We start from the raw sequence: 22,113 nt of genomic DNA, 5'->3' as shown, positions 1-22,113 counted from the left end.
TACTGGGCTTTGCTTTATAAAATATCAGTATTATATAACTTTTGAGCGGCTTCTAAGCTTTTGAAATAACCAACTTAACCCCACTAATGAGAGCCCTAAGCCAATAAACGAAAGCGCTTTTAACAGCCCTGTTAAATTAGCCATATCAATTAAAAACACTTTTACAATAACCGCAGCGAGTAACCCTAAACCTATTTTTTGAATGAGTAACTGATTTTTAAGGTGCCCTAATATAACCGTAGCGGCGCCTAGTATTAGCCAAATAATAGAATAGCTATACAGCTCTGCGTTACTTGCCCCTTTTGATAGGTAAATATAAGGCCCTTGCCAGTATTGGCGAATAAAACTGTTAATAGCAATTAAGCCAAGTAAACCTGCAACACCCAGTACAAACGGCGCTACCTTAGCGTTTATAGGTTTAATAAGTGAATATAACCAAATCGTTAAGCCTGCAGGTACTAACCAAAGCAAAAATAGCCAGTTAAATACAGGGAGCTCGCCAATATAAATAGAGCTTAATAACGGGTTGTCATCGAGTAGTGTTTTAACTGAAATAAAGCCAGCTCCGCCTGCTAATACACACCCTGCAATTTGATAAAGCTTAGCTAAGCTCCCTGCTATACGAGCGCGATGTAAATAAACGCAGCCCAGCGCAAGCCAGTTACATGTAAGCAATATTTGCTCATAAAAACTAAGCGAGTCAAATTGTGGATAATGCCCAACGAGCTGATAACTTGTTTCTGTCGTAATAAATAGCGCTAAACAATGAAGAGCGGCCCCTTCTAACCATACTTTTAATTGCGATGATTTATAGCATTTAGCCGCAGCAAAAAATAATGCGGTACACAGCGGATAAACAATAATACTCCAGTGCAAGCCAAATAATGTGAGAGCGTCGTAACTTGGTGTCCATGGCGCAAGCGTTAAGCGCAGTAATAAAGCAGCCACTAACGCTTTAATTGGCGAATGCGGCATAGGCACATTAAAACGTTTTATAAGCACACTAATTAACAGCACTTGAATAGCTAAGGCAATGGTTAAACCGCTGTCGCTTAATAGCATGGTGATTGCTAACGTAATATTAGCATTTGCCCCTACCCAATAGGTAAAACGCTGAAATAGTGTTGTATTATGCTGCGCACACTTAATTAAAATAGCCGCTACAACAAATAATACAAAAGCCCAAAGAGGGTAAGCAGTACTTAATGCGCTATTTGGAATAAGCGAATATAACGTACCTATCATCACAAAAAAGCTAAACGCTGCACTAATATGAAACGCTAAACGTTTAATATGTTTTTTACCAAAATAAAGCCCGTACGCCATAAAGCCAAAACCAAGCAATAAACCTAAGCCGTATTCGCCTTTAAATATAAATAATCCATCATCAAAAAAAGTAGATAAAGAACTTGTTTGCTCTGCACTTATAATCATTAACGTAGCGATAATAAGCGATAGCCCTTGCCATAAATCCCAGCGGCTATTTTTAAGTACTAAAAATAATAACAAACCAATGCTCAACACACCGATAGTTTGCCACTGTAAAGTGTAATAACTAATCGACATGGTAAAAATTAGCGGGACTATAAAGGCGAGTAATAAGAGGTGATCGGGTAATACTTTTACAAGGCGCTTTAAAGAGTGCGGGCGATGTTCAATGCTTTTCAATTTTAAGCCTAAACGCGGCAAAGCAATCAAGCCAACAATACTCAGTAATGCAAAGGTTGCAAATAACCATGGTGTATTGCTTTTTAACTCTGTAATTAAAAACCCGACTAAATACCAGCCTATGTGTCCTGCCCATAATAAGTACCAAAGCCAAGCGCGCTGTACTTTTTGTGCAACCAATGATGCCGACAAACTAACAAAGCCCACATACATAAATAACGCTAATAAATTATTACTGCCGGTATTAACCCAAATAGGCACACTGTATGCGCCAATTATACCCAGCACAGCTAGCAAAGGTCCTAGCTTAAGCGCCATAGCACTGGCACTTATAGCAATGATCGCCAGTACAATAAATGCAGCTGTTGGGCTTATCATGCTGTAGGAGCTATAAGCTAAAAGTGTTAATGCAAAGCATGTAATAAAACCGCCGCTGGCAAGCGCTGCCGGTATATAGTTATTAAAGCCTTCAAAAATAATACGTTTGTAATGTAAGTAACTTGCCACTGCAATTAAGCTCAGCCCAAATACGCCACCTAAACTAAGCCTCGTTAGGGGTGATAAAAGCCCAGCTTCTAAACTGTACTTAGCTAAAAATATACCGCCGAAAGCAAGCGCTATTGCGCCTATCCAGGTCATCCAGTTTTGCTCAAACCCAGTGCGTAATTTTTCAAACAACGTGGTAATAAATGAAGGCGTGGCTGGTTTAGCTTTATTAGGCGCTACCGGCTTGTGTTTTATCGCGCCATTGGGGGCGCTTTGTACTGCTAAAGGTGGCTCAGTATTAATAGGCATAGCCTGAGTATTAGGTTCAGGGCTTTTTACCTCACCCTGTGCATTATTAAATGACGCGATTTTAGTGGCTTGTAATTTCGTTACTTTAGCCCGCAATACTGCAATTTCTTGCTTTAATCCGTTTAATTGTATTAATGCAATTAACCCACATAAAGCCCCTGCAGCAATAACTAGCATTGCTATAACTGCTAACCCAACTAACTCATCCATGGCATGCTCTTGTTATTTATTATGCTACGAGTGTACCTAATTACTAATTAACAAGTAAATTTTGTTCAATAAAAAAGCCTAAACACATTATATGTTTAGGCTTTAACACTACTTAAAACTTAAATTAATTACTCAACGCTATCAGTCACGGTAAGGTTAAGTGTCATTTTGTAGCCTGACGCACTTGTTTCATCATGCTCTATAATTAGTATGTAGTTACCCTCTTGAGTAAAATCCATATCGCTTTGTTGAATAAGCACAATTTGCTGGCCATTGTCTTCATATACGGCGTAAACAGTGTAAACCTCGTTATCAACAACTTGCTCTTCTTGATCGTATTTATCAAGGCCATCTACAACATTACTTGTATCGTCAACTGTTTCACCATCAAGGGTAAAGTAAACGTCAATGTCTGATACTGTTTGTCCGGCGTAACTTTCAATTAAGTTAACTACCGATACGGTATGGCTGTAGCTACTTGGCGTTAGGTTTTCTTCAACGCTCATCATACGAAGGCCGTTATCTACATCGTTGTAAAAAATACCAACAGCACTTTGCTCACGCTCAAGCGTCATTAAAAAGTTATCGGCAAGTTTAGTCCCTTCTTCGTCGTACATAGCAATGCTGTAACTATTAGGTGAAAGCTCAATATAATTAGTGTAGGTATCGCTTGCTACTGTATCTGTTGTATTTTCAGTAGTGCCACGGGTTGTTGTAAAACTCACTGGCGAGTAATCGTCTACTGTATTTATAAAACGTAACTGCCCCAAAGCAGATTGGTGATTAAGCTCAGTTACATAGTTATTATCTGTTACTATATCAAGAGTAATACCATCATCCTCGGTTGCATAGCTTGGGCGGATCATTGCTACGTAACTCGCTTCATCATAAAAATACACAGACGATGACTCGTAAATAACATCAGTACTGCCCGCTTTAGTAATATAAATCGTGTAGTAACCTTCATCTAAGCTTTGTAAATCTAACTCACTTAAATACTGCTCTGATGAAAAAAGATTTGCGCTTTCAAATACACCATCATCGGTTGCAAGGTAAACATCGTAGCTATCTTCTTCACCAGCGATATTGTAAAAGTCTAAATTAAATTCACCTGTATCGCTTGATGTAGGTATGCTTAATTCTGTAAATGTAGGCTCGTCAAAATTGCCACTCATGACTACTAACTGCGTTTTATCGCCTTTAATTGATACTTCTTGTTCGCTAATCGTTATGTAGCTGTCGTTAGCGTCTAGGTATTCAAAACTTACATCGTAAGTACCTGTGCTGTAGTTATGACGCGTAGTTACATCAGCAAAGTCGGTACCTGAACGCTCTGTTTCCTCAACAAACAAACGCGTATAAGGGCTGTTGTATGATCCATTATAAAGTTGGATATAGCCCGTTGAGCTTGAGCTATCGCTGCCGCCACAACCAGCCAAAATAGATATTAAACTTATCGGTAAAGCAGCTTTAAGTAGAGTGTGAGTCATTAAGTTATTCCTTATTATTAAAATCACTATTATGACTCTATTGCAGCATTAAAATTTCATGGTTTACAAAGTATTACCCTCACTGACACTTCCTTACGTAATCGTTAAAAAGTGTAGCAAATGTGCAAATAATAAGGACGTATTTAACTATTAAAAAATTAGGTAGATGAAATTTCAAAACGATCGCGCCCCGTGTTTTTAGCTACGTATAGGGCTTGGTCGGCACGCTTCATCACTTTATCGAGGGGCTCGTAAGGGGCTTGTTTTGCTACGCCAATACTTACTGTTAAGTGGCGCGTATTTTTAACATTAATGGTGTGCGCAAGGCCTATTAATTGCTGACAAAACTCACTAACTTGCTCTATATTACTTGTCGGTAAATAACCTCCAAACTCCTCACCGCCTAAGCGAGCAAACTGCGCGTTTCCTTCAAATGCATTATTGTATGTAGTTGCTAACTGCTGAAGAATTATATCGCCCACATCATGGCCAAACTCATCATTAATAGACTTAAAATGGTCTATATCAATAATTAAAATAACATATGGTGTAGTGTTTGCACTTTTAACATATCGATAAAAGTAGCGTCTATTATGCACTTTAGTTAAGTCATCTATTATTAACTCTGCGGCTAACCTATTATGAATACTCTGGACAAAACGCATGGTTTTAAATAAACCATAAGAGGTAAAAAGCATACCTAAGGTTCTGCATAAGTCTTCAAAATAAACACTCACCCAGTAAGGCTGTACCACTAGCTCATCGAATACATCGGCAGTAGCGCCCATCGTCCACAAAAATAAACCGAGTGTGGAAAATATGTAGGCTTTTTTAGACAATTCTGAGCATTGGACCATCCAAAATAGAAACGTCAACACAACTAAATTTATAAAGTCGGTCGTAAAACCATATATATTGTTTTGTACTTGTAAAAACGGGAACGTCGCTAAAACGTAAGTCGAAAAAAACATTATATAAGCCAATAAAGCCACGCTTGCGACCTTATTAGGCATAGGCATTTCATAAAAATTAGAAAGCCTTACGGTAAGCTTTACTGTTTCAATCATTTTAATTATACGTTTTTAACGGCTTTGTTAAAAAACTATAGCACATTAATAAAAAGGACCACTGAGATAAAACTCATTTAAAACATGTAAATGAGCCTAAATTACGGTACTAAGCCCCCATAGGCCTAACACTAAAATAGTGATACCAATCATCGCTTTTGTTTTATGTTTACTTATAATTCGTTCAGCTTGGTTACCTGCATAATAAACAACAATTGCTAAGCCAAAATAACGAATGGAACGCGCAATACCCGAGGCTAATAAAAATAGCCAAATAGAGTACTTAGTCGCGCCTGCTGCAAGCATTGCTATTTGAAACGGAATGGGCACAATGCCTAGCGTCATTACAAACCAAAAGCCTTGGTCTTGCATTTTTTGCTTAACATTTTCAAATTGCTCTGGATTCGAAAACGTATTAATAACCCAATCGCCAATGGCATCAAATAAGTAATAACCCAATGCATAACCAAACAAAGCACCTACAATGCACCCTAATGTAGCCATAAGCGCTATTAACCATAGTTTTTCACGGCGAGCCTGCATCAGAGGCACCAGCACAGCCTCAAGAGGAATAGGTACAATGGTGGATTCTAAAAACGAAGCCACCGTAATACCACTTAACATGTGCTTTGAGTCAATAAAATTCCGTGTTTTTTCTTTTAGTTTTTTTTGAATAGCCATGTGCATTCCCTATTGCTACGAAAGTAAGTATGAGTGGCTTTAATCATTACATAATCAGGTTAATACAGCCTGAAAATACCTAACGTTGTTAGTCAGCTATTCATCATTAACAAATTAGTAATATCTATAGGAATATTTTATTATGTGTCCACGTAGTTAGATTCCCTATCACAGTAGTTATTAATTTATGCAAAACGCACGTTTTATTCCCTTTCGAAAGCAAGATATTGTTGATATGTGTAGTGCTGAACTTAAAAGCATTTCAGAGCAAAGATCGTTTAAACAATTTTGCGATTTACTAGCAAGCCTTATTCATTACGATTACCACACAACACTTGAGTCGCTTAAAAATAACTACGCCCCCTTTGATCCTAATAGTGACACGCGATCGTTAGCGCCAGTATCAGAGGATCAAAAAGCGCAGTGCCAACGTGAATTTGCGCACGACTTTGCCAAAGTGCTCAACGCAGCTAACTTTGAAGTGATCACTAATCAAGATTTACAAGATGCATTAAACGAAGAGTCACTATTTAAAGTGCGCCTTGAAGTTGAATTTGATGACTTTGAAGAAGTGGTTTTTTATCGCCGTGGCGAGTCGCAACTGACCGAAACCATAACCAGCTTTTGGGGCCTTCGTAAAAAGCCGCTGCACTTTACTAATTACGACCGTGTTGCGGTGTTTATTCGTTTTAAAGATAAAGCCCACTTTGATGCTAAAAATAAAACACCTTTAGGGTTTGAGCCAAGCTCTACCATAGTTAAGCTGTTTCAAAATGTACCAAAAGCCGACCTTGAAATGCTATTTCCTAATAGCGAAGTACGCATGCGCCCTATTGATAAAGTAATTATTGGCTCATCGGCTTTAGTTGGTGGTGCGGTGGTACTTATAACTAAGTTAGGCGCATCAATTTTATTGTTATTTGCTTTGTTTGCTTTTTGGGGTGGCTTTAGAAGTGAAGCCGTAGAAATGACACAACAACACTTTATTACCTTTGCCATTGGCATGGGAGTATTTGGCAGCTTTATTTTTAAAGAGTGGAGTAAGTTTAAAAACCGTAAAATTAAATTTATGAAAGCGCTTAGCGATAACCTCTACTTTAAAAACCTCGATAATAACGCCGGTGTTTTTCACACCCTTATAGACGCCGCCGAAGAAGAAGACATAAAAGAAGCCCTGCTTGCGTATACCTTTTTACTAAAATCAGAAAGTGGCTTAACTGCCCAAACGCTTGATGAACAAATAGAGGCGTGGTTTAAAAGTAAATACCAGTGCAATCTTGATTTTGAAATTAGTGACGCACTTGAAAAGCTGGTACGTATGCGCTTAGTGACGAGCACTAATGATGTGTATAGCGCAATAAACTTGGAACATGCAAAAACTATTTTGGATGAGCGCTGGGATAACCTTTTTCAATATAATTAACCTGCAAAGTTTACTTAACAACAAAAAAGCAGCTGAAACTTCAGCTGCTTTTTACGTTATCTAACAGGTGCAATTAGCTAAGCTGTTTATTGCTTGTTAAATTTTGCATGTACTAGCTTATAAAGTGCTGGCAATATTAATAGCGTAAGTAGAGTTGATGAAATAATCCCTCCTACTACAACCGTTGCCAATGGCCGTTGTAGCTCAGCGCCGGTGCCTGTATTTAGCGCCATAGGAATAAACCCTAAACTTGCCACTAAAGCGGTCATAAGGACTGGGCGCAAACGCGAAAGAGCACCGGTTTGTATCGCATCTATTAAACTAAGCCCATCGGCTCTTAATTGTTTAATAAACGAAAGCATAACCACACCATTTAATACCGCTACACCGCTAAGCGCTATAAACCCCACGCCTGCCGATATTGAAAGCGGCATATCGCGTAATAGTAACGCAAGCACACCACCGGTCAGTGCAAGTGGTACGCCGCTAAATATAATTAACGAATCACGCAGTGAATTAAACGCACTGTAAAGCAGGCCAAATATAAGCAATAAAGTAACTGGCACCACCAGCGATAACCGCTTACTTGCCGATTCTAATTGCTCAAATGTGCCGCCGTATTCAATCCAATAACCACTTGGTAAATTAAGATCTGAATTTAAAGCGGCTTGTGCATCACTTACAAAGCTTGCTAAATCGCGCCCTTCTACATTTGCAGTAACAACAACATTACGCTTACCGCTTTCACGGTTTATTTGATTGGGTCCTTTATCAATACTAATTGTTGCTACTTCACCAAGCGGTACAAATGCAAGGTCGGGGTTAGCACTTTTAGGCACAGCTACTGGCAAACGCGCAAGCTGCGATATATCGCTCGACCATCGTTCATCTAAACGAACTAATAACGAAAAGCGTTTATCCCCCTCGTAAATAAGCCCCGTTTGCACACCACCTACCGCTGCGCTCACACTTTGCTGTATATCGGTTACGGTTAAGCCTAACAGCGCCATATGGTCGCGAAGCGGCGTAACCGAAAGTGTAGGCAAACCTTCCATTTGTTCAAGGCGTACATCAGTTGCGCCAGTAATGTTTTGCACCAGCGCTGTGGCTTTTTCACCGTACTGTTTTAATGTTGATAAATCATCGCCATAAATACGCACTGCCACATCGGCGCGCACGCCTGCTATTAGCTCGTTAAAACGCATTTCTATTGGCTGCGTAAACTCATAGTTATTACCTGGCACTTCATTTACTAAATGGCGAATTTGCTTAACCAGTTCTTCTTTGCTTAAAGCAGGGTTAGGCCATTGTTCGCGCGGCTTTAACATTAAGAATGTATCGGCAACGTTAGGTGGCATAGGATCATTTGCTACATCAGGCGTACCAATTTTTGAAAATACCTTTTCAACTTCAGGTATATCTAAAATGGCTTGCTCTAACTCTTTTTGCATTTTTACCGATTGCTCAATGCCGGTGCCAGTAATGCGCAGTGCATGCATGGCTATATCGCCTTCATCAAGCTGTGGTAAAAATTCAGCACCCATATTTTTAACTTTGAAGCCAAGTGCAATTACAAGCACAGCAGCAATGCTTAGCATTACCCACGGTAACTTAAGCGATAAGCCAAGTAGCGGTTTGTAGCCTTTTTTAATACCGCGCATAACCGCATTTTCGCTCTCACTCACTTTACCGCGTACAAATACCGCAATAGCGGCAGGTACAAAGGTAACGGCAAAAATAAGTGCGCCAACTAATGCAGCAACCACTGTAAACGCCATTGGCTGAAACATTTTGCCCTCAACACCACTAAGTGCAAACAGCGGTAAATACACCAGCATAATAATTAAAATACCAAATACCGCAGGGCTAAATACTTCTTTAGTGGCGGCGGTTACAACATTTAAACGCTCATTTAATGTAAGTAACCTGCCATGTTTGTGCTGCGCAAGGCCAAGTTGCCTTAAACAGTTTTCAACCACAATGACTGCGCCATCAACAATTAAACCAAAATCGATTGCGCCTAAGCTCATTAAATTCCCCGAAACACGATTGCCAACCATACCGGTAATGGCAAATAACATGCTAAGCGGGATAACCATTGCCGTAATAAGCGCACCAGTTACATTACCTAATAACAGCAGCAGAATAACAATCACTAATACCGCACCTTCGAACAGGTTAGTTTTTACGGTTTCTATGGTTTTATCTACAAGGGTTGTACGGTCATAAACTGCCTCAACTACAACCCCTTCAGGTAAGCTTAGCTGTACGTCGTTAAGTTTATCGGCCATCGCTTTTGCTACTACGCGGCTGTTTTCGCCAATTAACATCATGGCGGTGCCAAGTACGGTCTCTTTGCCGTTATAAGTGGCTGCGCCAGTTCTAAGCTCTTTGCCTAAACGCACATTTGCGACATCTTTAATGCGTACAGGCGCATCATCACGTTTTGCAACCACGGTATTAGCTATATCATCAATGGTTTTTAATTGCCCTGGCGAGCGCACTAAATATTGCCCGTCAAAACGCTCTATAAACCCTGCGCCTTGGTTGCTGTTATTTAATTTAAGTGCCGTAATTACATCGCTGAGCGTAAGCTTATAAGCTAATAGCTTTTCAGGCATCGGCGCTACCTGGTATTGGCGCTCAAATCCCCCTTGGCTGTTTATTTCGGTAACACCTTTTACTTTTAAAAGCTGCGGGCGAATTACCCAATCTTGCAAAGTACGTAAGTCTTCTGCATTAAATGGGGTGCCATCGTCTTTTATCGCGCCTTTATTTGCATGCACAGAGTAAGTAAAAATCTCGCCTAGCCCGCTGGCAATTGGTCCTAAGTTTGGCTCAATATTGGCTGGCAAGTCAGAGCGAATACTCTGAATGCGCTCACTAATTTGCTGGCGAGCCCAGTAAATATCGGTGCCTTCGTTAAAAATAACAGTTACTTGCGAAAGCCCATAACGCGAAATCGAACGGGTGTAATCAAGCTTAGGTATACCTGCCATCGCAGTTTCAATTAAATAGGTTATTCGCTGCTCTGCTTCAAGCGGGGTAAACCCGGGTGCTTTGGTGTTAATTTGCACTTGCACATTAGTTATATCAGGTACGGCATCCACCGCTAAATTTTGTGTGTTGTATACACCAAAGCCTGCAAATAAAAGCGTGAGTGCAAGCACCATCATGCGGCGTTTAACCGCAAAAGAAACGATCCAATCAATCATGCTGCCTCCTAGTGTGAGTGGCTTGCGCCGCTTTTTAATATATCGGCTTTAATTACATAGCTATTTTGCGTTACATACTCGCTATTTGGCGAAAGCCCCTCAAGTACCTCTACCCACTCGCTGTTTTTAGCACCAAGTTTTACAGGGCGTACTTCAAACACATTACCGCTTTTAATAAACACACTAGGTTTGCCGTTAAATTCCTGCACAGCGGTAGCTTTTACTCGCACAGCAGCATTTACATTTGCGATACTAACGTCGCTATTTACGTGCATGCCCGGGCGCCAATGGCCATCTTGGTTTTTAAGCTCGATTCGCGCACGCGCAATATGTCCGCCCGTCATCATAGGTGCTATAAAAAACACCTCGCCTTGGGCGTTTAAATGATGATGTAAGTCGTACACCTTAGCGCTTTGCCCTATGGCGAGTTTTTCAATATTTTCAGGAAACGCCGAGAGCTCAACCCATACAGTTTCAAGATTGACTATTTGCATTAACGCGCTACTCGCAAGCTCACCGCGCTTTAAATATTGCTCGGTAATAACGCCTGTCATTGGGCTTTTTATGATGTAATTTTGCAGTGTTTCACGGTTAGTGATACTTGCAAGCCTATCGCCTTTTTTAACGTTTTGACCAATGCTTACAAAAATATCGTTAACTAAACCGGTATAAGGCGCCATTACTTCCACGGTGCCGTGTGCGGTGGGTGCTATAACACCAAATAAAGTATCGGTTTGTTCAACGCTACCCGCTTTTGCAATCTCGGTTTTAATACCTGCACGTTCAATTGCAGCCTCGCTTAGCGTTGTACGCCCCTCTTCTTGCTCATAGTGGTAGTTAATTTTTTGCCCTTTATAACTTGCCATTACATCAAGCTTAAATGAGTGCGGTTCATTCACGCTCACGGTACTAACTAAATAATCATCTTCGGCTTTAAAGCGAATAAGCTGTGGCTCCTCACTTAAACGCTGAACGTTTATGGTTACGTCCAACTGATTTATATCCACAGCTTTATCGTTATTAAATCCATATATTCGCAGCTCGGTATTACCTGCAAACTGGGTTAATTTAAGCTCTAAATCAAGCGCGTTATTGGTTAGTAAAAACCCGCCGTGTGGGCCCTTTTCTTGGTGTTCATCTTCATGGCCTTCTTCATGACCTTCTGCGTGATGATTAGCCGACGCCATAGCCGTGCTACTTAATAATGGGAGTGCAAAAAATTGTGTAATTAATAATGCGATAAGTGTTTTGTTCATGATTGATGAGTCTCAATTAAAGATTGGCCAGTTAAGCGCTCAAGAGTAAGTAGTACTTGATATAGTTCGCTATGGGTGTTGATAAGTGCCCGTTTAGAATCAAATAAAGCTTGCTGTGCGTCTAGCAATTGCAATACCGATATTTGCCCTTGTTGGTAGCTTTTTAAGCTTTGTTCTATCAGCGTTTTGGCTTGAGGAATAACGTGCTGCGCTAAAAGTTGTGCTTGCTCAGTTTTACCTTGGTAGTACGCATACAGCGTGCGTATTTGTTGGCGCAACTGAATACGCAATTGCCCTTGTTGCTCGTTAAGTAAGGTAAGTTGATGCTGCGCCGCCTCAATATTACCGCTATTAGAATTGCTTAATTGCAGCGGCATTGAAAACGAAAACACAAACGAGCTGGCGTCAGCTTGCTGGTTATAACGCACACCGCCGCCAAGCGTTAAATCACTTTGACCCGTTGATTTTTGCAGTGCTAAGTTGGCAGTTTGTTGCAAATATTGTTGCTGTAGCAATGCAAACTCAGGTGCACTATTAACCGCATCAAGCAATGCTTGCTCGCTTTTAAGAGGGGTAATGGCACTTAAATCACCGGCATAATAATCGCTATATACCTGTTTTTGCCAAAGCTCATTAAGCGCTAAACGAGCTCGCGATAATTCGCTATTTAGTAAAGCACTATTTAATTCAACTTGGCTTAATGCATAGCGCATACGAGTTACATCAGCAAGGGATGCAGCGCCTGCATTTGCACGCTGCTCTATTGCTTTAAGCGCCTGCTGTACTGTATTTCTTCGCTCTGTATTTAGTGCAATTAGAGCTTGGTATTTTAGCGCTTGATAGTAACGCTCAGCCGTTGTTGCTAAAAGCGCCAAACGGGTATTTTTATACTCAATTGTTTGCGCTTTTATATTAGCTGTTGCGTAATTTACGCGCTGTTGGCGTTTATCACCCAGCTCTATTAATTGGCTTAGCGCCAATGTGTATTGCGCCCCTTTAATGCCACTATAGGCCTGAGTGCCCATAATGTTTTCAGCTTCAAAGCTTACAACGGGATTAGGCTTAAGTGCAGCTTGGTCTTTTAAAGCGCTTAAGATTTTTTGATGATAAGGATAGCGCTTAAGCACTGCATTTTGCTGCTCGGTATTTATTAGCGCTTGCTTAAGCGTTAATACGTTTTGAGGCTCTTTTTTTGCCAAAGCGCTCTGTGTGGATAATGCGCACAGTAGCGCCACCAGCATTAGTGGTTTTTTATTCATATAGCATGTCCGTTTTTTAACAAACAGAGTTGGCTTAATCACTGCACTTGTATTAAAAACATGCGCGATCAAGCAACCTAAATATGCACACAACTAGCCTAACAACGCTTATTCGCAGGCAGTTATTTACAAAGTATTTAAAATTAGAAACTAGCTATAAAAATTAGGTGGCGGAACATCTGGTGGGTAATTCAAACCATTGTAACAAGCATTGTTTGTGGCTTGGCTTTGTTCAGGGCTTATAGAATGGTTTATCGTACTGTAGTAGCCACAGTGGCAATGCTGATGGGCATGAATTTCTGTAGGTGATTGCGTATCGTCGTCATTGGTATCGCTATGAGCGTGAATATGCGTGGCATGATCTACTTCTTCTTGTAAATGATACGCGGCAGCATCACAGCTAATAAAGCTGTGCACAAGCACTAAAAGTATCACGACTAAAAAGTAGTTTGAGCGCATTACCTACCTAAAACTATAAAATGAAATTTAAGAAATCGCACAATACCTTAAATTTATTCAAATGTAGAGAGCCACTCACGTTATTTTCTAAATTCACTTGGTGAAACACCCACTGATTTTTTAAACCGTTTAGAAAAATTATATATATTAGGGTACCCCACATAAGCGGCAATATGAGCAACAGGCCAGCGGGTATTTAGTAGTAAGCTTTTAGCTCGTTTAATACGTAAATAAATAAGCTGCTGCATTGGGCTTTTGCCATATTGCGCTTGGCATAACCTATGTAAATGCGGTGCTGAGTAATGCACGTGTTCGCACATAGCGTCTATTGTCCAATCAAACTGCAGGCGCTCTTCTACCTCTAAAAACAAACTGGTTAATCTGTTTTGCCCACCTATTTGTGGCTCACTTTGAAGCGTAATGTTTAAATAGTGGCTTAAAATAGGCATAACGCCTTCGCGCAAAGTAGCGTTACTTTCGCTATATAAAAGCTCCATAGCTAAATGTAATGGCCCTAACTGCTGATTAGTTAATACCTTAGCGTGCGCTGAATTTAAATGTTGCCAGCGCTTAGTATTTGCAAGGTTTAGCCAAATCACATCCCATTTTTCACTTGCTATTTTAACCTCAAAAATTTGCCGCGCAGGCAATATAGCTAAGCTATTTTCAGTTAATGAGTATTGGTTATTAATGGTTTTTAGCGTGCCCTGACCAGCCAAAGTATAAAAAAGAGTATGTTCAAGCGTGTTGGTACGTGCAACACAATAATCAACCAATAATCAACCAATAATCAACCAATAAATTAGAGCAACCTGCCAGCTCTATTCCAAGGTTTGGCATTTGTGACAGCGTCGTTAAATCAATAAACCGCTCTGGTACAAATAATATTTAACTTTTTTGGCTAAAAGTTATACCAACCTGGATAAATCTTTGATCAATTTAGCGAATTAAATTGCACTATAACGTCGTTAAAAATTTTTATTTAGAACAACTAGATACAAAAATTTTTGCCTAGTTCTAGTGTAATTTTCTTAACGTTAAATAAATCCCATATATAAGCAGATTGGTATTAAATATTATTTTTAGTCCACAAAAAGCCGCTAACTTAAAAGTTAGCGGCTTTTGTTTTACTAAAATAAACGTTTAGTTAAGCAAAATTAAGCAACTGCTTGCTCTAAAATTTCGCGGCTTTCTTTTAGCGTAATTGCTTGGTTTTCGCCAAGTGCAACCATACCATGCGCTTCAAGTTTACCAATAATATTGTCAATAGCAGCGGCTTTATCATCGCCATGTTCAGTAAGCTGGGTCGCTACGTCGAGGCTGTGGTAAAACGCTTCAATTGCTTGAATTGTATGCTCAGCTAAGTCGTCAGACTGCGCAAGACCAAATACGTTTTTGCCCATTTGCTCAAGCTTTGCTTTTTTAACTGCAAATTGGTTGCGTAGTAAAGAAGGCTGAACAATAGCAAGTGAACGTGCGTGGTCAACACCGTAAGCGGCTGTAAGCTCGTGGCCAATCATATGTGTAGCCCAATCTTGCGATACACCAGAACCAATTAAACCATTAAGTGCTTGGTTAGCAGCCCACATAAGGTTTGCACGCCATGCGTCATCTTGGTTTTCAAAGTTATCACCTAAAGTTTTAAGCGTTCTTAAAAGTGCCTCTGCGTAACCTTCTTGAACTAATGCTGTCTCAGGGAATGTTAAATACTGCTCACAGGTATGAACCCATGCATCTACTAAACCATTTACAAGTTGGCGCTGCGGTAATGTTTTCATTACATCAGGGTCCATAATCGCAAATTTAGGCAGTACTTCTGGTGATGCAAACGGTAGTTTTTGCTTCGTTGCTTCTTTGCTCACAACTGAGTTTTGGTTAGATTCAGAACCCGTTGCTGGCAACGTTAATATTGCACCGATTGGTAAAGCGCTAGTAATAGTATGCTTACCAGTAGGAATATCCCAACCTTCGCCATCATAAACGGCTGATGCGGCAATGTATTTAACGCCGTCAATTACTGAACCGCCGCCTACGCCTAATACGAAGTCGATATCTTGTTCTTTACAAATTTTTACTGCTTTATCTAGCACTTCAATTGTTGGGTTAGCGCCAACACCCGAAAACTCAACCCAGTCAAAGCCTTCAAGTGCAGCTGCAACTTGGTCGTACACGCCGTTCTTTTTAATTGAACCGCCGCCGTACACTACAAGTACTTTTTGATCTTTTGCGATCAAATCAGATAGTGCCGCAATTTGTTGCTGGCCGAATTGGATAAGTGTTGGATTTACGTAGCTAAATTTCATTATTTTGCTCCTAAGTGACGGTTAATTGCGATTTGCTTTACTTAGTTACCCATTCAAAGTATCTAATAAAGTATCGATACATGCATATTAGTATCAGAATAAACATAAAAAAAGCCCAATAAATCGCAAAAGCTTGCCTAAAACTATCAGCATTGCTATTTTACGCAAAATACACTCATTTAAAGGCGCCTTTTATGCCCACCATAGCCAATATGTTGCAACAATACGCCGAGCATAATCAATTACTCAGCTTTGAAGGCACCATGGAAACTATCATTCCAGGCGTGTATTTTCATCGAGCAACTAAAAGCTCGCCGCGCCAGCCGCTTATATATAACTCAGGTATTATTATTGTTGGGCAAGGTCATAAAATAATTCATTTCCCTGAACATCAAATAAAATACGGTGCAGGCGACTACTTAGTCCTTGGCGTACCGGTGCCATTAGAGTGTGAAGCATTCACCGATAACGACTTACCCGTTATGGGCATTGCCGTAGATATAAACCCTACAATGCTTCACAAACTCGTTAACCAAATAATGCAAAATAAACCTCTTTCAGCGTCATCATCGTCAACACAAATTGGCGCAGTGCAATCGGCAACTCTAGATACAGCAATGGAGCTCGTTACTCATAGGTTATTAACTGTTTTAAATAACCCCATAGAGGCAGAGATATTTGGCGAGGATATAGTCAAAGAATTGGTATATCGCGTGCTCTGTGGTCCACAAGGACATACTTTGATAGGGCTTGCTATGCATGATGGGCATTATGCACGTATTGCCCGCACGCTCTCAACGATGCATAGTAGTTATGCTAAACAAATTACGGTTGAAGGGTTAGCTGAAGAGGTAAACATGAGCGTATCGTCATTTCATCGTGCTTTTAGGCAAGTAACATTTGAATCCCCTTTGCAGTATTTAAAAAAAGTACGCTTAGCCAAGGCTAAAGAACTTATAACTAGTAGTGGAAGTAAGGCAAATGAAGCTGCATTAAAGGTAGGTTATACGAGCCCTTCGCAATTTAGCCGAGAATTTAAACGCCACTTTAATAAAACCCCAAGTGAAGTACATCTACGATGAAAGTGAACTTATTTTTGCGCTAAATACATTATCACTAAGTCGTGTTGATCTTTGGAGTTAAATTTGTTGCAGATGTTGGATTTTAGGCTGCACTGTGATTACTCAAACTACAATAAATTAAAATCTTAGATACATAAAGTCAGACTTAACTTCTTAATGTTGTTAGCACTGAAAAAGCCAGACTTCATAAAGTCTGGCTTTGTATTTCACTCTAATATCCATTTAGGCTGCAATTGATTTGGATCCCCATCAAAGGATCTTGCTTGTTTTGGTTATACCAAAGATAATTTTGCCCGAAAGTTTTTTTATTATTCCAAAGTCCACTTTGAGCAATAAGCTTATATTTTGCTTAAGCGTATTAGGGTTTTAACGCACTACTGACAATTAGCGTTGGGGAAGTTATTAACCTGTGTTGCAATATGCTTATTGTAGCTGTTATTGGAAATTGCAGTTGTGCCGTAATAGCCCGCCTCTTCGCCAATCGTAAAGCTTTGTGATGCACTCAGGCCTGACTTTATAAATGCTTCGGCATCTGTTTTTGCATTGCCATAAGCACGAACGATCTTGATACCATTCGCCTCAAGTTTATTGATCTGTTCTGTTTTGTACTGTGCAGTTTTAAACAAACTAGTTTCGTTGCTCAAAGAAGTACGTAAATAACCTGGTGGTAAACCCATCCAAGACAACCATCTTCGTGTACCTTTTCCATACCAATAAACACGTGCGGTTAAAAAAATTGGTTGATAGCCCAAATCTAAATAGCTGCGTACTAAAGTATAAGCCCCATCTTTTGCATCAGCATAATCAATCTCAGTGTAGTCACCAACTTGTTCGGCATCAGACTCAGTTAATGTACCATCGATATCAAATAGCACTGCTTCTGTATTGGGTTCAACAACCGTTAAGTAGCCTTCAGTACCAGTTCCATCAGCAACCACACCGGCATAAATTCGATATTGACCAGCCGACATTCCACCCAATGATAAAGTCGCCTTACCATCACTATTTGTGGTCGCAGAAGTTAAGTACTGCCACTGCGTATCGCTTTGACCACGAATATAAAATTTAACTGTTTCGAACTCTAAATCCTTGTGTACCACGCGACCATAATCAAACTTTGCCGTCATAGTTATCGGATTACCAACAGCCGCGACTTCATCGTGGATCATGTGATAATTAGGCAACCAAGTGATAGAACGGTTCAAACCATTTTTGTACTGTCCAGTTTCGAAGTTAGGAGCACTAAAGCGCTGCTCCATAAATTCAGGTTGGGGGCATTGAGGTAGAGCAAAAACTGAAGAAGCACTAGTAAGCAGAAGAGATGCTAAAAGCAATTTTTTATTGTTCATATTTTTCCTTGAGTAAAAGTTTTGATTACTCAAGCAGCGTAAACAACAAACGTTACAGAAAAGTTAAAAAATAGAGTTTGTTGACTTTTTAGGGTTAAAATTCGTTTAATCCATTGAAGATTTGATTGCGGCGTAAGATATACAACCAAGCTGGTTCGCTCGCGGCGACTATGTCAATCTGCTGGCTTACATCCGTGTAAGAATAAGTACAAACCGAGCAAAGCTTCCGCGTCCTGTTCACTCCCCTTGCCTACATCCATGTAAGCAACAAAGAGTTAATCGTTCCTAGAAAGAACCCGACGGGCAGCGCATGTTTGGTATTTATGTTGCGTTATCGCCTACCTATGGGGAATAACCACACCACATAGGCTCTGTCTTGCCTAAAAGCCGAACACACTGTAGGAAGTTCAACCACCAAAGATCAACACGCCCTACACAAGTAACTATACTTTTTTAAATAAAACCTCAGGGTTTACCATGGTTTTCATTTCAAGCACATTGCCGTTTGGATCTTCAATAAAAAACGTTTCTTGCTCAAACTCATCACCTATAAATCGACGATATGGTTTATCAAGGTATTCGATTCCAGCAGCTTCAATACGCTTTTTTAAACCATTAAATTCATCTTCAGACAAATGAATACCAAAATGCGGCACTGCAACTGCGCCCATATCTACATCGTGGCGAACAGTCGGTAAACGTTCAACACTTTGATGTAGTGTTAACTCATTTCCCCAAAAATCTATATCTACCCAGCGCCCCTCTTCACTATTACCTGTTTTACAACCAAGTACGTCACAGTAAAACGTTTTAGCTACTTTTAAATCACCAGCCGGAATAGCCAAATGTAGACAGTTAGACATAAATTACCTTTAATTTTTGGTTTTTGTATATTAATAGCCTTTATTATACATAAAATATAATTTATGAAACATTAACAGTAATAAATTGGCATAGTTAATACCTTACCAGTTTAAAAATTGAGCTTAATAACATTTAGCGCTAAAAGTAGTCTTTAATTTATTAGAGATTGTTAGAAAGCATAAAAAGATTAGTTTAAAATGCCCTCCTATGATTAAATTCTTACTTTTAAAATTCATCACTTTCTTTTTTGGCTTTTTAGCCTGCTTTGCAATGCACACTACTTTTGCATTGCCTTTAGTGATTTCAGCTGCTCTTACGGGCCTTGTTGGCTCGTTTATTCCTTTTCCTGCGCGTTATAAAAATCATCCATATGCGGCAATTTATGCAGGCAGTTTTGCCGGTATGTGCTCTACGCACTTAATTACAAGTTATTGGGAAATAGCAATAATTTCAGTTATTGGGGCAGGCCTATATGTACTTACCATAAATATGTTTACTGGTTTTGGCGGTAAGCTTGGCAGCGTAGCCTTTGCAAGCGTCGCTTTATTTATGTTGGCCAAAGGTGTCGCTTTATGAACTTAGAATATCCACTTATTGCTTTACTCGGCGCATTTTTAACATTCTATTTAGCCAAACATAATCGCTTTGATGGTATACGTGCATCGGCCTCGCTCTCTATTATTGCTTATTTAATTTTGAGTGCCTTAAACCTCAATCCTAACTTATACTCAGTCGTATTTTTTGGCGGTACATTTATAGGCATGAGCGCCCCCCATCGTTTTGGTGTTTACACGGTTGCCAGCTCATCTATTTTATTTTCTTTACTGTTTGAGTACTTAGTACCAAAGCTCGATGGGTACGGCGGCGCATTGGGTATAAGTGCGTTTTTGTCAGTGTGTATTTGCCACATGTGTATACTGCTTGGCGCCCCAAGAAGTAAAAAAAACCAAGGATAACTCTCTGAAATTCAGTTTTAGCTATACCCCATTCATCTAGTAGTAAACAGCTTATTTTTAATAACACAGATACTTTTAAGAGCTTTATTAAAATAAATACTTCCCGTACTGAAAAGTTCGAAGGCTAAACGGCAATATATTTACTTACATAAAACAGACATTAAATGTATACCTTTTAAGCAACACTCACTAGACTAGCGGTAATACAATTAAAAAAGATTTTTTATGTTTGTGCGGGTTGTATTAAGTACCTTAGTAATAATGTTGTATAGCACAATATGCAGCGCACATTCGGTTACTTTTATTGCAGAAGATCTCCCTCCTTATCATTTTATAAATAAAAATAACGAACCTGACGGTGCATTAATTGATATAGCAAAAGCGGTTATAAAACAGAGTAATTTATCCGCTGAATTTGAAATAATGCCTATGGCCCGTATTTTCAAGCAGCAACAAGCAAACCCCAATGCGATTATGCTATCGCTATTAAAAACGCCTAATCGTATAAATAAGTTTATTTGGTTAGGCGAAGTATATTTTGCAGATGCTTACCTGATTAGTTTAAAAAGCCACATAGACGAGGTCGTGCACTTAAATTACGCAAAAGAATATAAAGTGGCGACTATCAGGGGGTATTCGAGCGAAGCTTACTTAAGGCGCAAAGGCTTTACAGAAAATAAAAATTTAGTACTTGTTAGCTACTACCAACAACTTTGGCAAATGCTATATAAAAGCCGTATTGATTTTGTTGTTACTAATACACTTACACTCGATAACGAATTAAAAAGTTTAGGGCTCGATCCAAATTTAATAACTAAACGCATTCATTTAGATGAACTTCCTTCTTCGCTTAACTTTGCCGCTAATAAGCTGTTAGATACTCAATCTGCATACGCGATTACTAAAGGTTTAAAACAAATTAAAGAAAACGGGGAATACCAAGCTATTTTGCAAAAGTGGCAGCTATCATTACCAAGTACTGCCAACTAATTGTAATATATAGCGCCTATAATTTATGCAACGCTAACAGCACAACTTGGCTATGCGAAGAATTAAAACACCACAAGGTATAAAGCTTCATTACCAAGATGAAGGCGATAAAAAGTCACCTGTAGTCATTTTAATTATGGGGCTGGGCGCGCAAATGACCGTATGGCCCGACACGCTTTACTACGGCTTAGTAAAAAAAGGCTTTAGGGTCATCCGTTTTGATAATCGTGATACCGGCTTTTCAACTCACTTAGATTATTACACCAGCCCCAATTTATTTAAATCATGGCTTAGTAAGCGCTTTCCAATACGTACTAAACCCCCTTACTTACTGGACGATATGGCAGATGATGTGCTCGCACTCATGGCTGCACTTAAAATAAAAAAAGCGCATATGGTAGGCGCTTCAATGGGTGGAATGATAGCTCAGCTTATTGCAGCTCAACATAAAAAGAAGGTAATAAGCTTATCCACTATTATGTCATGTTCAAGCCTACCTAGATTAAGTGCTAAAAGTATTGGTGTATTTATAAAGCTTGCTAAATTGCAGCCTAAAACCTGTAGCCGAGAAGAAGCTATAAACTACAACATTAGATTAAATCAGATAATTGGAAGCCCAGCTTATCCTCAAACTGAAGACGTATTACGCCATCATGCAACTCAAATTGTAGATCGTGCCCATAACCCCAACGGCTATAAACGCCAATTAACAGCTATGGCCGCAAGTAAAGATAGGCTGCATTTAATTCGTAAAATTAAAGCGCCAACCTTGATCATTCATGGTAGTGATGATGTGGTGATCCCGCTCAATGCAGGAAAAAAAACGGCAGCACTTATAAAAAAATCGAAATTAAAAGTAGTCCCTGGTATGGGCCATAACTTTGCCCCTGAGCTAATGCCAAAAATGACAAAATGGCTCACTAAGCACATAAAAAAAGCGCAGCGTAAGCACTTAAATAAAAAACAAAATAAGCAAAAGCGGTAAAAACACACCATTGGTTATACCAATAACCGCGTTAAAAATAACAAATTGGTAATGTTGATAT

Annotated in this window: 17 protein-coding genes and 1 pseudogene; 6 read left to right on the top strand and 12 right to left on the bottom strand. The window is 39.6% G+C overall.

Features of this window, described 5'->3' with window-relative positions; genetic code table 11:
* Window positions 1-30 precede the first annotated feature (30 nt).
* The 4 genes from J8L71_RS02170 to J8L71_RS02155 all read right to left on the bottom strand — a co-directional run bounded on the left by J8L71_RS02170 (window position 31) and on the right by J8L71_RS02155 (window position 5,911).
* Window positions 31-2,673 (bottom strand): DUF2339 domain-containing protein, encoded by a 2,643-nt coding sequence (locus tag J8L71_RS02170; protein ID WP_210999067.1) that lies wholly within the window; start codon window positions 2,671-2,673, stop codon window positions 31-33.
* Window positions 2,674-2,801: 128 nt separating this feature from the next.
* Window positions 2,802-4,163, bottom strand: coding sequence for a hypothetical protein (locus J8L71_RS02165; RefSeq protein WP_210999066.1), 1,362 nt, complete (start codon window positions 4,161-4,163; stop codon window positions 2,802-2,804).
* Between the two features lie 158 nt (window positions 4,164-4,321).
* The gene (locus J8L71_RS02160; RefSeq protein WP_210999065.1) at window positions 4,322-5,230 is read right to left on the bottom strand and encodes a GGDEF domain-containing protein; all 909 of its coding nucleotides are present in this window, start codon (window positions 5,228-5,230) and stop codon (window positions 4,322-4,324) included.
* 96 nt (window positions 5,231-5,326) lie between these two features.
* Entirely contained in the window at window positions 5,327-5,911 is a 585-nt protein-coding gene (locus J8L71_RS02155; RefSeq protein WP_210999064.1) for a VTT domain-containing protein, read from the bottom strand.
* 187 nt (window positions 5,912-6,098) lie between these two features.
* On the opposite strand from J8L71_RS02155, the gene J8L71_RS02150 reads away from it, so the two are divergent.
* The gene (locus J8L71_RS02150) at window positions 6,099-7,334 is read left to right on the top strand and encodes a TMEM143 family protein (RefSeq protein ID WP_210999063.1); all 1,236 of its coding nucleotides are present in this window, start codon (window positions 6,099-6,101) and stop codon (window positions 7,332-7,334) included.
* Window positions 7,335-7,420: 86 nt separating this feature from the next.
* Here the strand turns inward: J8L71_RS02150 and J8L71_RS02145 are convergent, their stop codons facing one another.
* From J8L71_RS02145 to J8L71_RS02120, 6 genes and pseudogenes are all read right to left on the bottom strand, one after another.
* Complete coding sequence (locus J8L71_RS02145; protein WP_210999062.1) at window positions 7,421-10,549, bottom strand: CusA/CzcA family heavy metal efflux RND transporter; 3,129 nt, start codon at window positions 10,547-10,549, stop codon at window positions 7,421-7,423.
* 8 nt (window positions 10,550-10,557) lie between these two features.
* Window positions 10,558-11,805, bottom strand: coding sequence for an efflux RND transporter periplasmic adaptor subunit (locus tag J8L71_RS02140; RefSeq protein ID WP_210999061.1), 1,248 nt, complete (start codon window positions 11,803-11,805; stop codon window positions 10,558-10,560).
* Window positions 11,802-13,064, bottom strand: a complete 1,263-nt coding sequence (locus J8L71_RS02135; protein WP_210999060.1) for a TolC family protein — start codon at window positions 13,062-13,064, stop codon at window positions 11,802-11,804. Before J8L71_RS02135 ends, J8L71_RS02140 begins: the two co-directional genes overlap by 4 nt.
* A 150-nt stretch (window positions 13,065-13,214) precedes the next feature.
* A complete protein-coding gene (locus tag J8L71_RS02130) occupies window positions 13,215-13,523 on the bottom strand; it encodes a hypothetical protein (RefSeq protein WP_210999059.1) in 309 nt (102 codons plus the stop codon).
* Window positions 13,524-13,603: 80 nt separating this feature from the next.
* Window positions 13,604-14,363 (bottom strand): annotated as a pseudogene (locus tag J8L71_RS02125) (helix-turn-helix transcriptional regulator).
* Window positions 14,364-14,680: 317 nt separating this feature from the next.
* On the bottom strand, window positions 14,681-15,826 hold the full coding sequence (locus tag J8L71_RS02120) for an iron-containing alcohol dehydrogenase (RefSeq protein WP_210999058.1): 1,146 nt from the start codon (window positions 15,824-15,826) through the stop codon (window positions 14,681-14,683).
* Window positions 15,827-16,020: 194 nt separating this feature from the next.
* Here J8L71_RS02120 and J8L71_RS02115 point away from each other — a divergent pair, with 194 nt between their 5' ends.
* Window positions 16,021-16,908 (top strand): AraC family transcriptional regulator, encoded by an 888-nt coding sequence (locus tag J8L71_RS02115; RefSeq protein ID WP_210999057.1) that lies wholly within the window; start codon window positions 16,021-16,023, stop codon window positions 16,906-16,908.
* Window positions 16,909-17,282: 374 nt separating this feature from the next.
* On the opposite strand, the gene J8L71_RS02110 is transcribed toward J8L71_RS02115, so the two are convergent.
* The gene (locus tag J8L71_RS02110; RefSeq protein ID WP_210999056.1) at window positions 17,283-18,257 is read right to left on the bottom strand and encodes a phosphatidylinositol transfer protein; all 975 of its coding nucleotides are present in this window, start codon (window positions 18,255-18,257) and stop codon (window positions 17,283-17,285) included.
* Window positions 18,258-18,700: 443 nt separating this feature from the next.
* Window positions 18,701-19,120: a VOC family protein gene (locus tag J8L71_RS02105; RefSeq protein ID WP_210999055.1), complete on the bottom strand. Its 420-nt coding sequence runs from the start codon at window positions 19,118-19,120 to the stop codon at window positions 18,701-18,703.
* 208 nt (window positions 19,121-19,328) lie between these two features.
* Here J8L71_RS02105 and J8L71_RS02100 point away from each other — a divergent pair, with 208 nt between their 5' ends.
* The 4 genes from J8L71_RS02100 to J8L71_RS02085 all read left to right on the top strand — a co-directional run bounded on the left by J8L71_RS02100 (window position 19,329) and on the right by J8L71_RS02085 (window position 22,052).
* On the top strand, window positions 19,329-19,697 hold the full coding sequence (locus J8L71_RS02100) for a hypothetical protein (RefSeq protein ID WP_247655163.1): 369 nt from the start codon (window positions 19,329-19,331) through the stop codon (window positions 19,695-19,697).
* Window positions 19,694-20,077, top strand: coding sequence for a hypothetical protein (locus tag J8L71_RS02095; protein WP_210999054.1), 384 nt, complete (start codon window positions 19,694-19,696; stop codon window positions 20,075-20,077). The genes J8L71_RS02100 and J8L71_RS02095 overlap by 4 nt, the downstream gene beginning before the upstream one ends.
* A 225-nt stretch (window positions 20,078-20,302) precedes the next feature.
* Window positions 20,303-21,067: a transporter substrate-binding domain-containing protein gene (locus tag J8L71_RS02090; protein ID WP_210999053.1), complete on the top strand. Its 765-nt coding sequence runs from the start codon at window positions 20,303-20,305 to the stop codon at window positions 21,065-21,067.
* Between the two features lie 52 nt (window positions 21,068-21,119).
* Window positions 21,120-22,052, top strand: coding sequence for an alpha/beta hydrolase (locus tag J8L71_RS02085; protein WP_210999052.1), 933 nt, complete (start codon window positions 21,120-21,122; stop codon window positions 22,050-22,052).
* Window positions 22,053-22,113: the final 61 nt, after the last annotated feature.

The organism is Pseudoalteromonas sp. MMG007, assembly GCF_018100985.1.
GTDB lineage: Bacteria > Pseudomonadota > Gammaproteobacteria > Enterobacterales > Alteromonadaceae > Pseudoalteromonas.
This window is presented reverse-complemented; position numbering and strand designations above follow the sequence as displayed.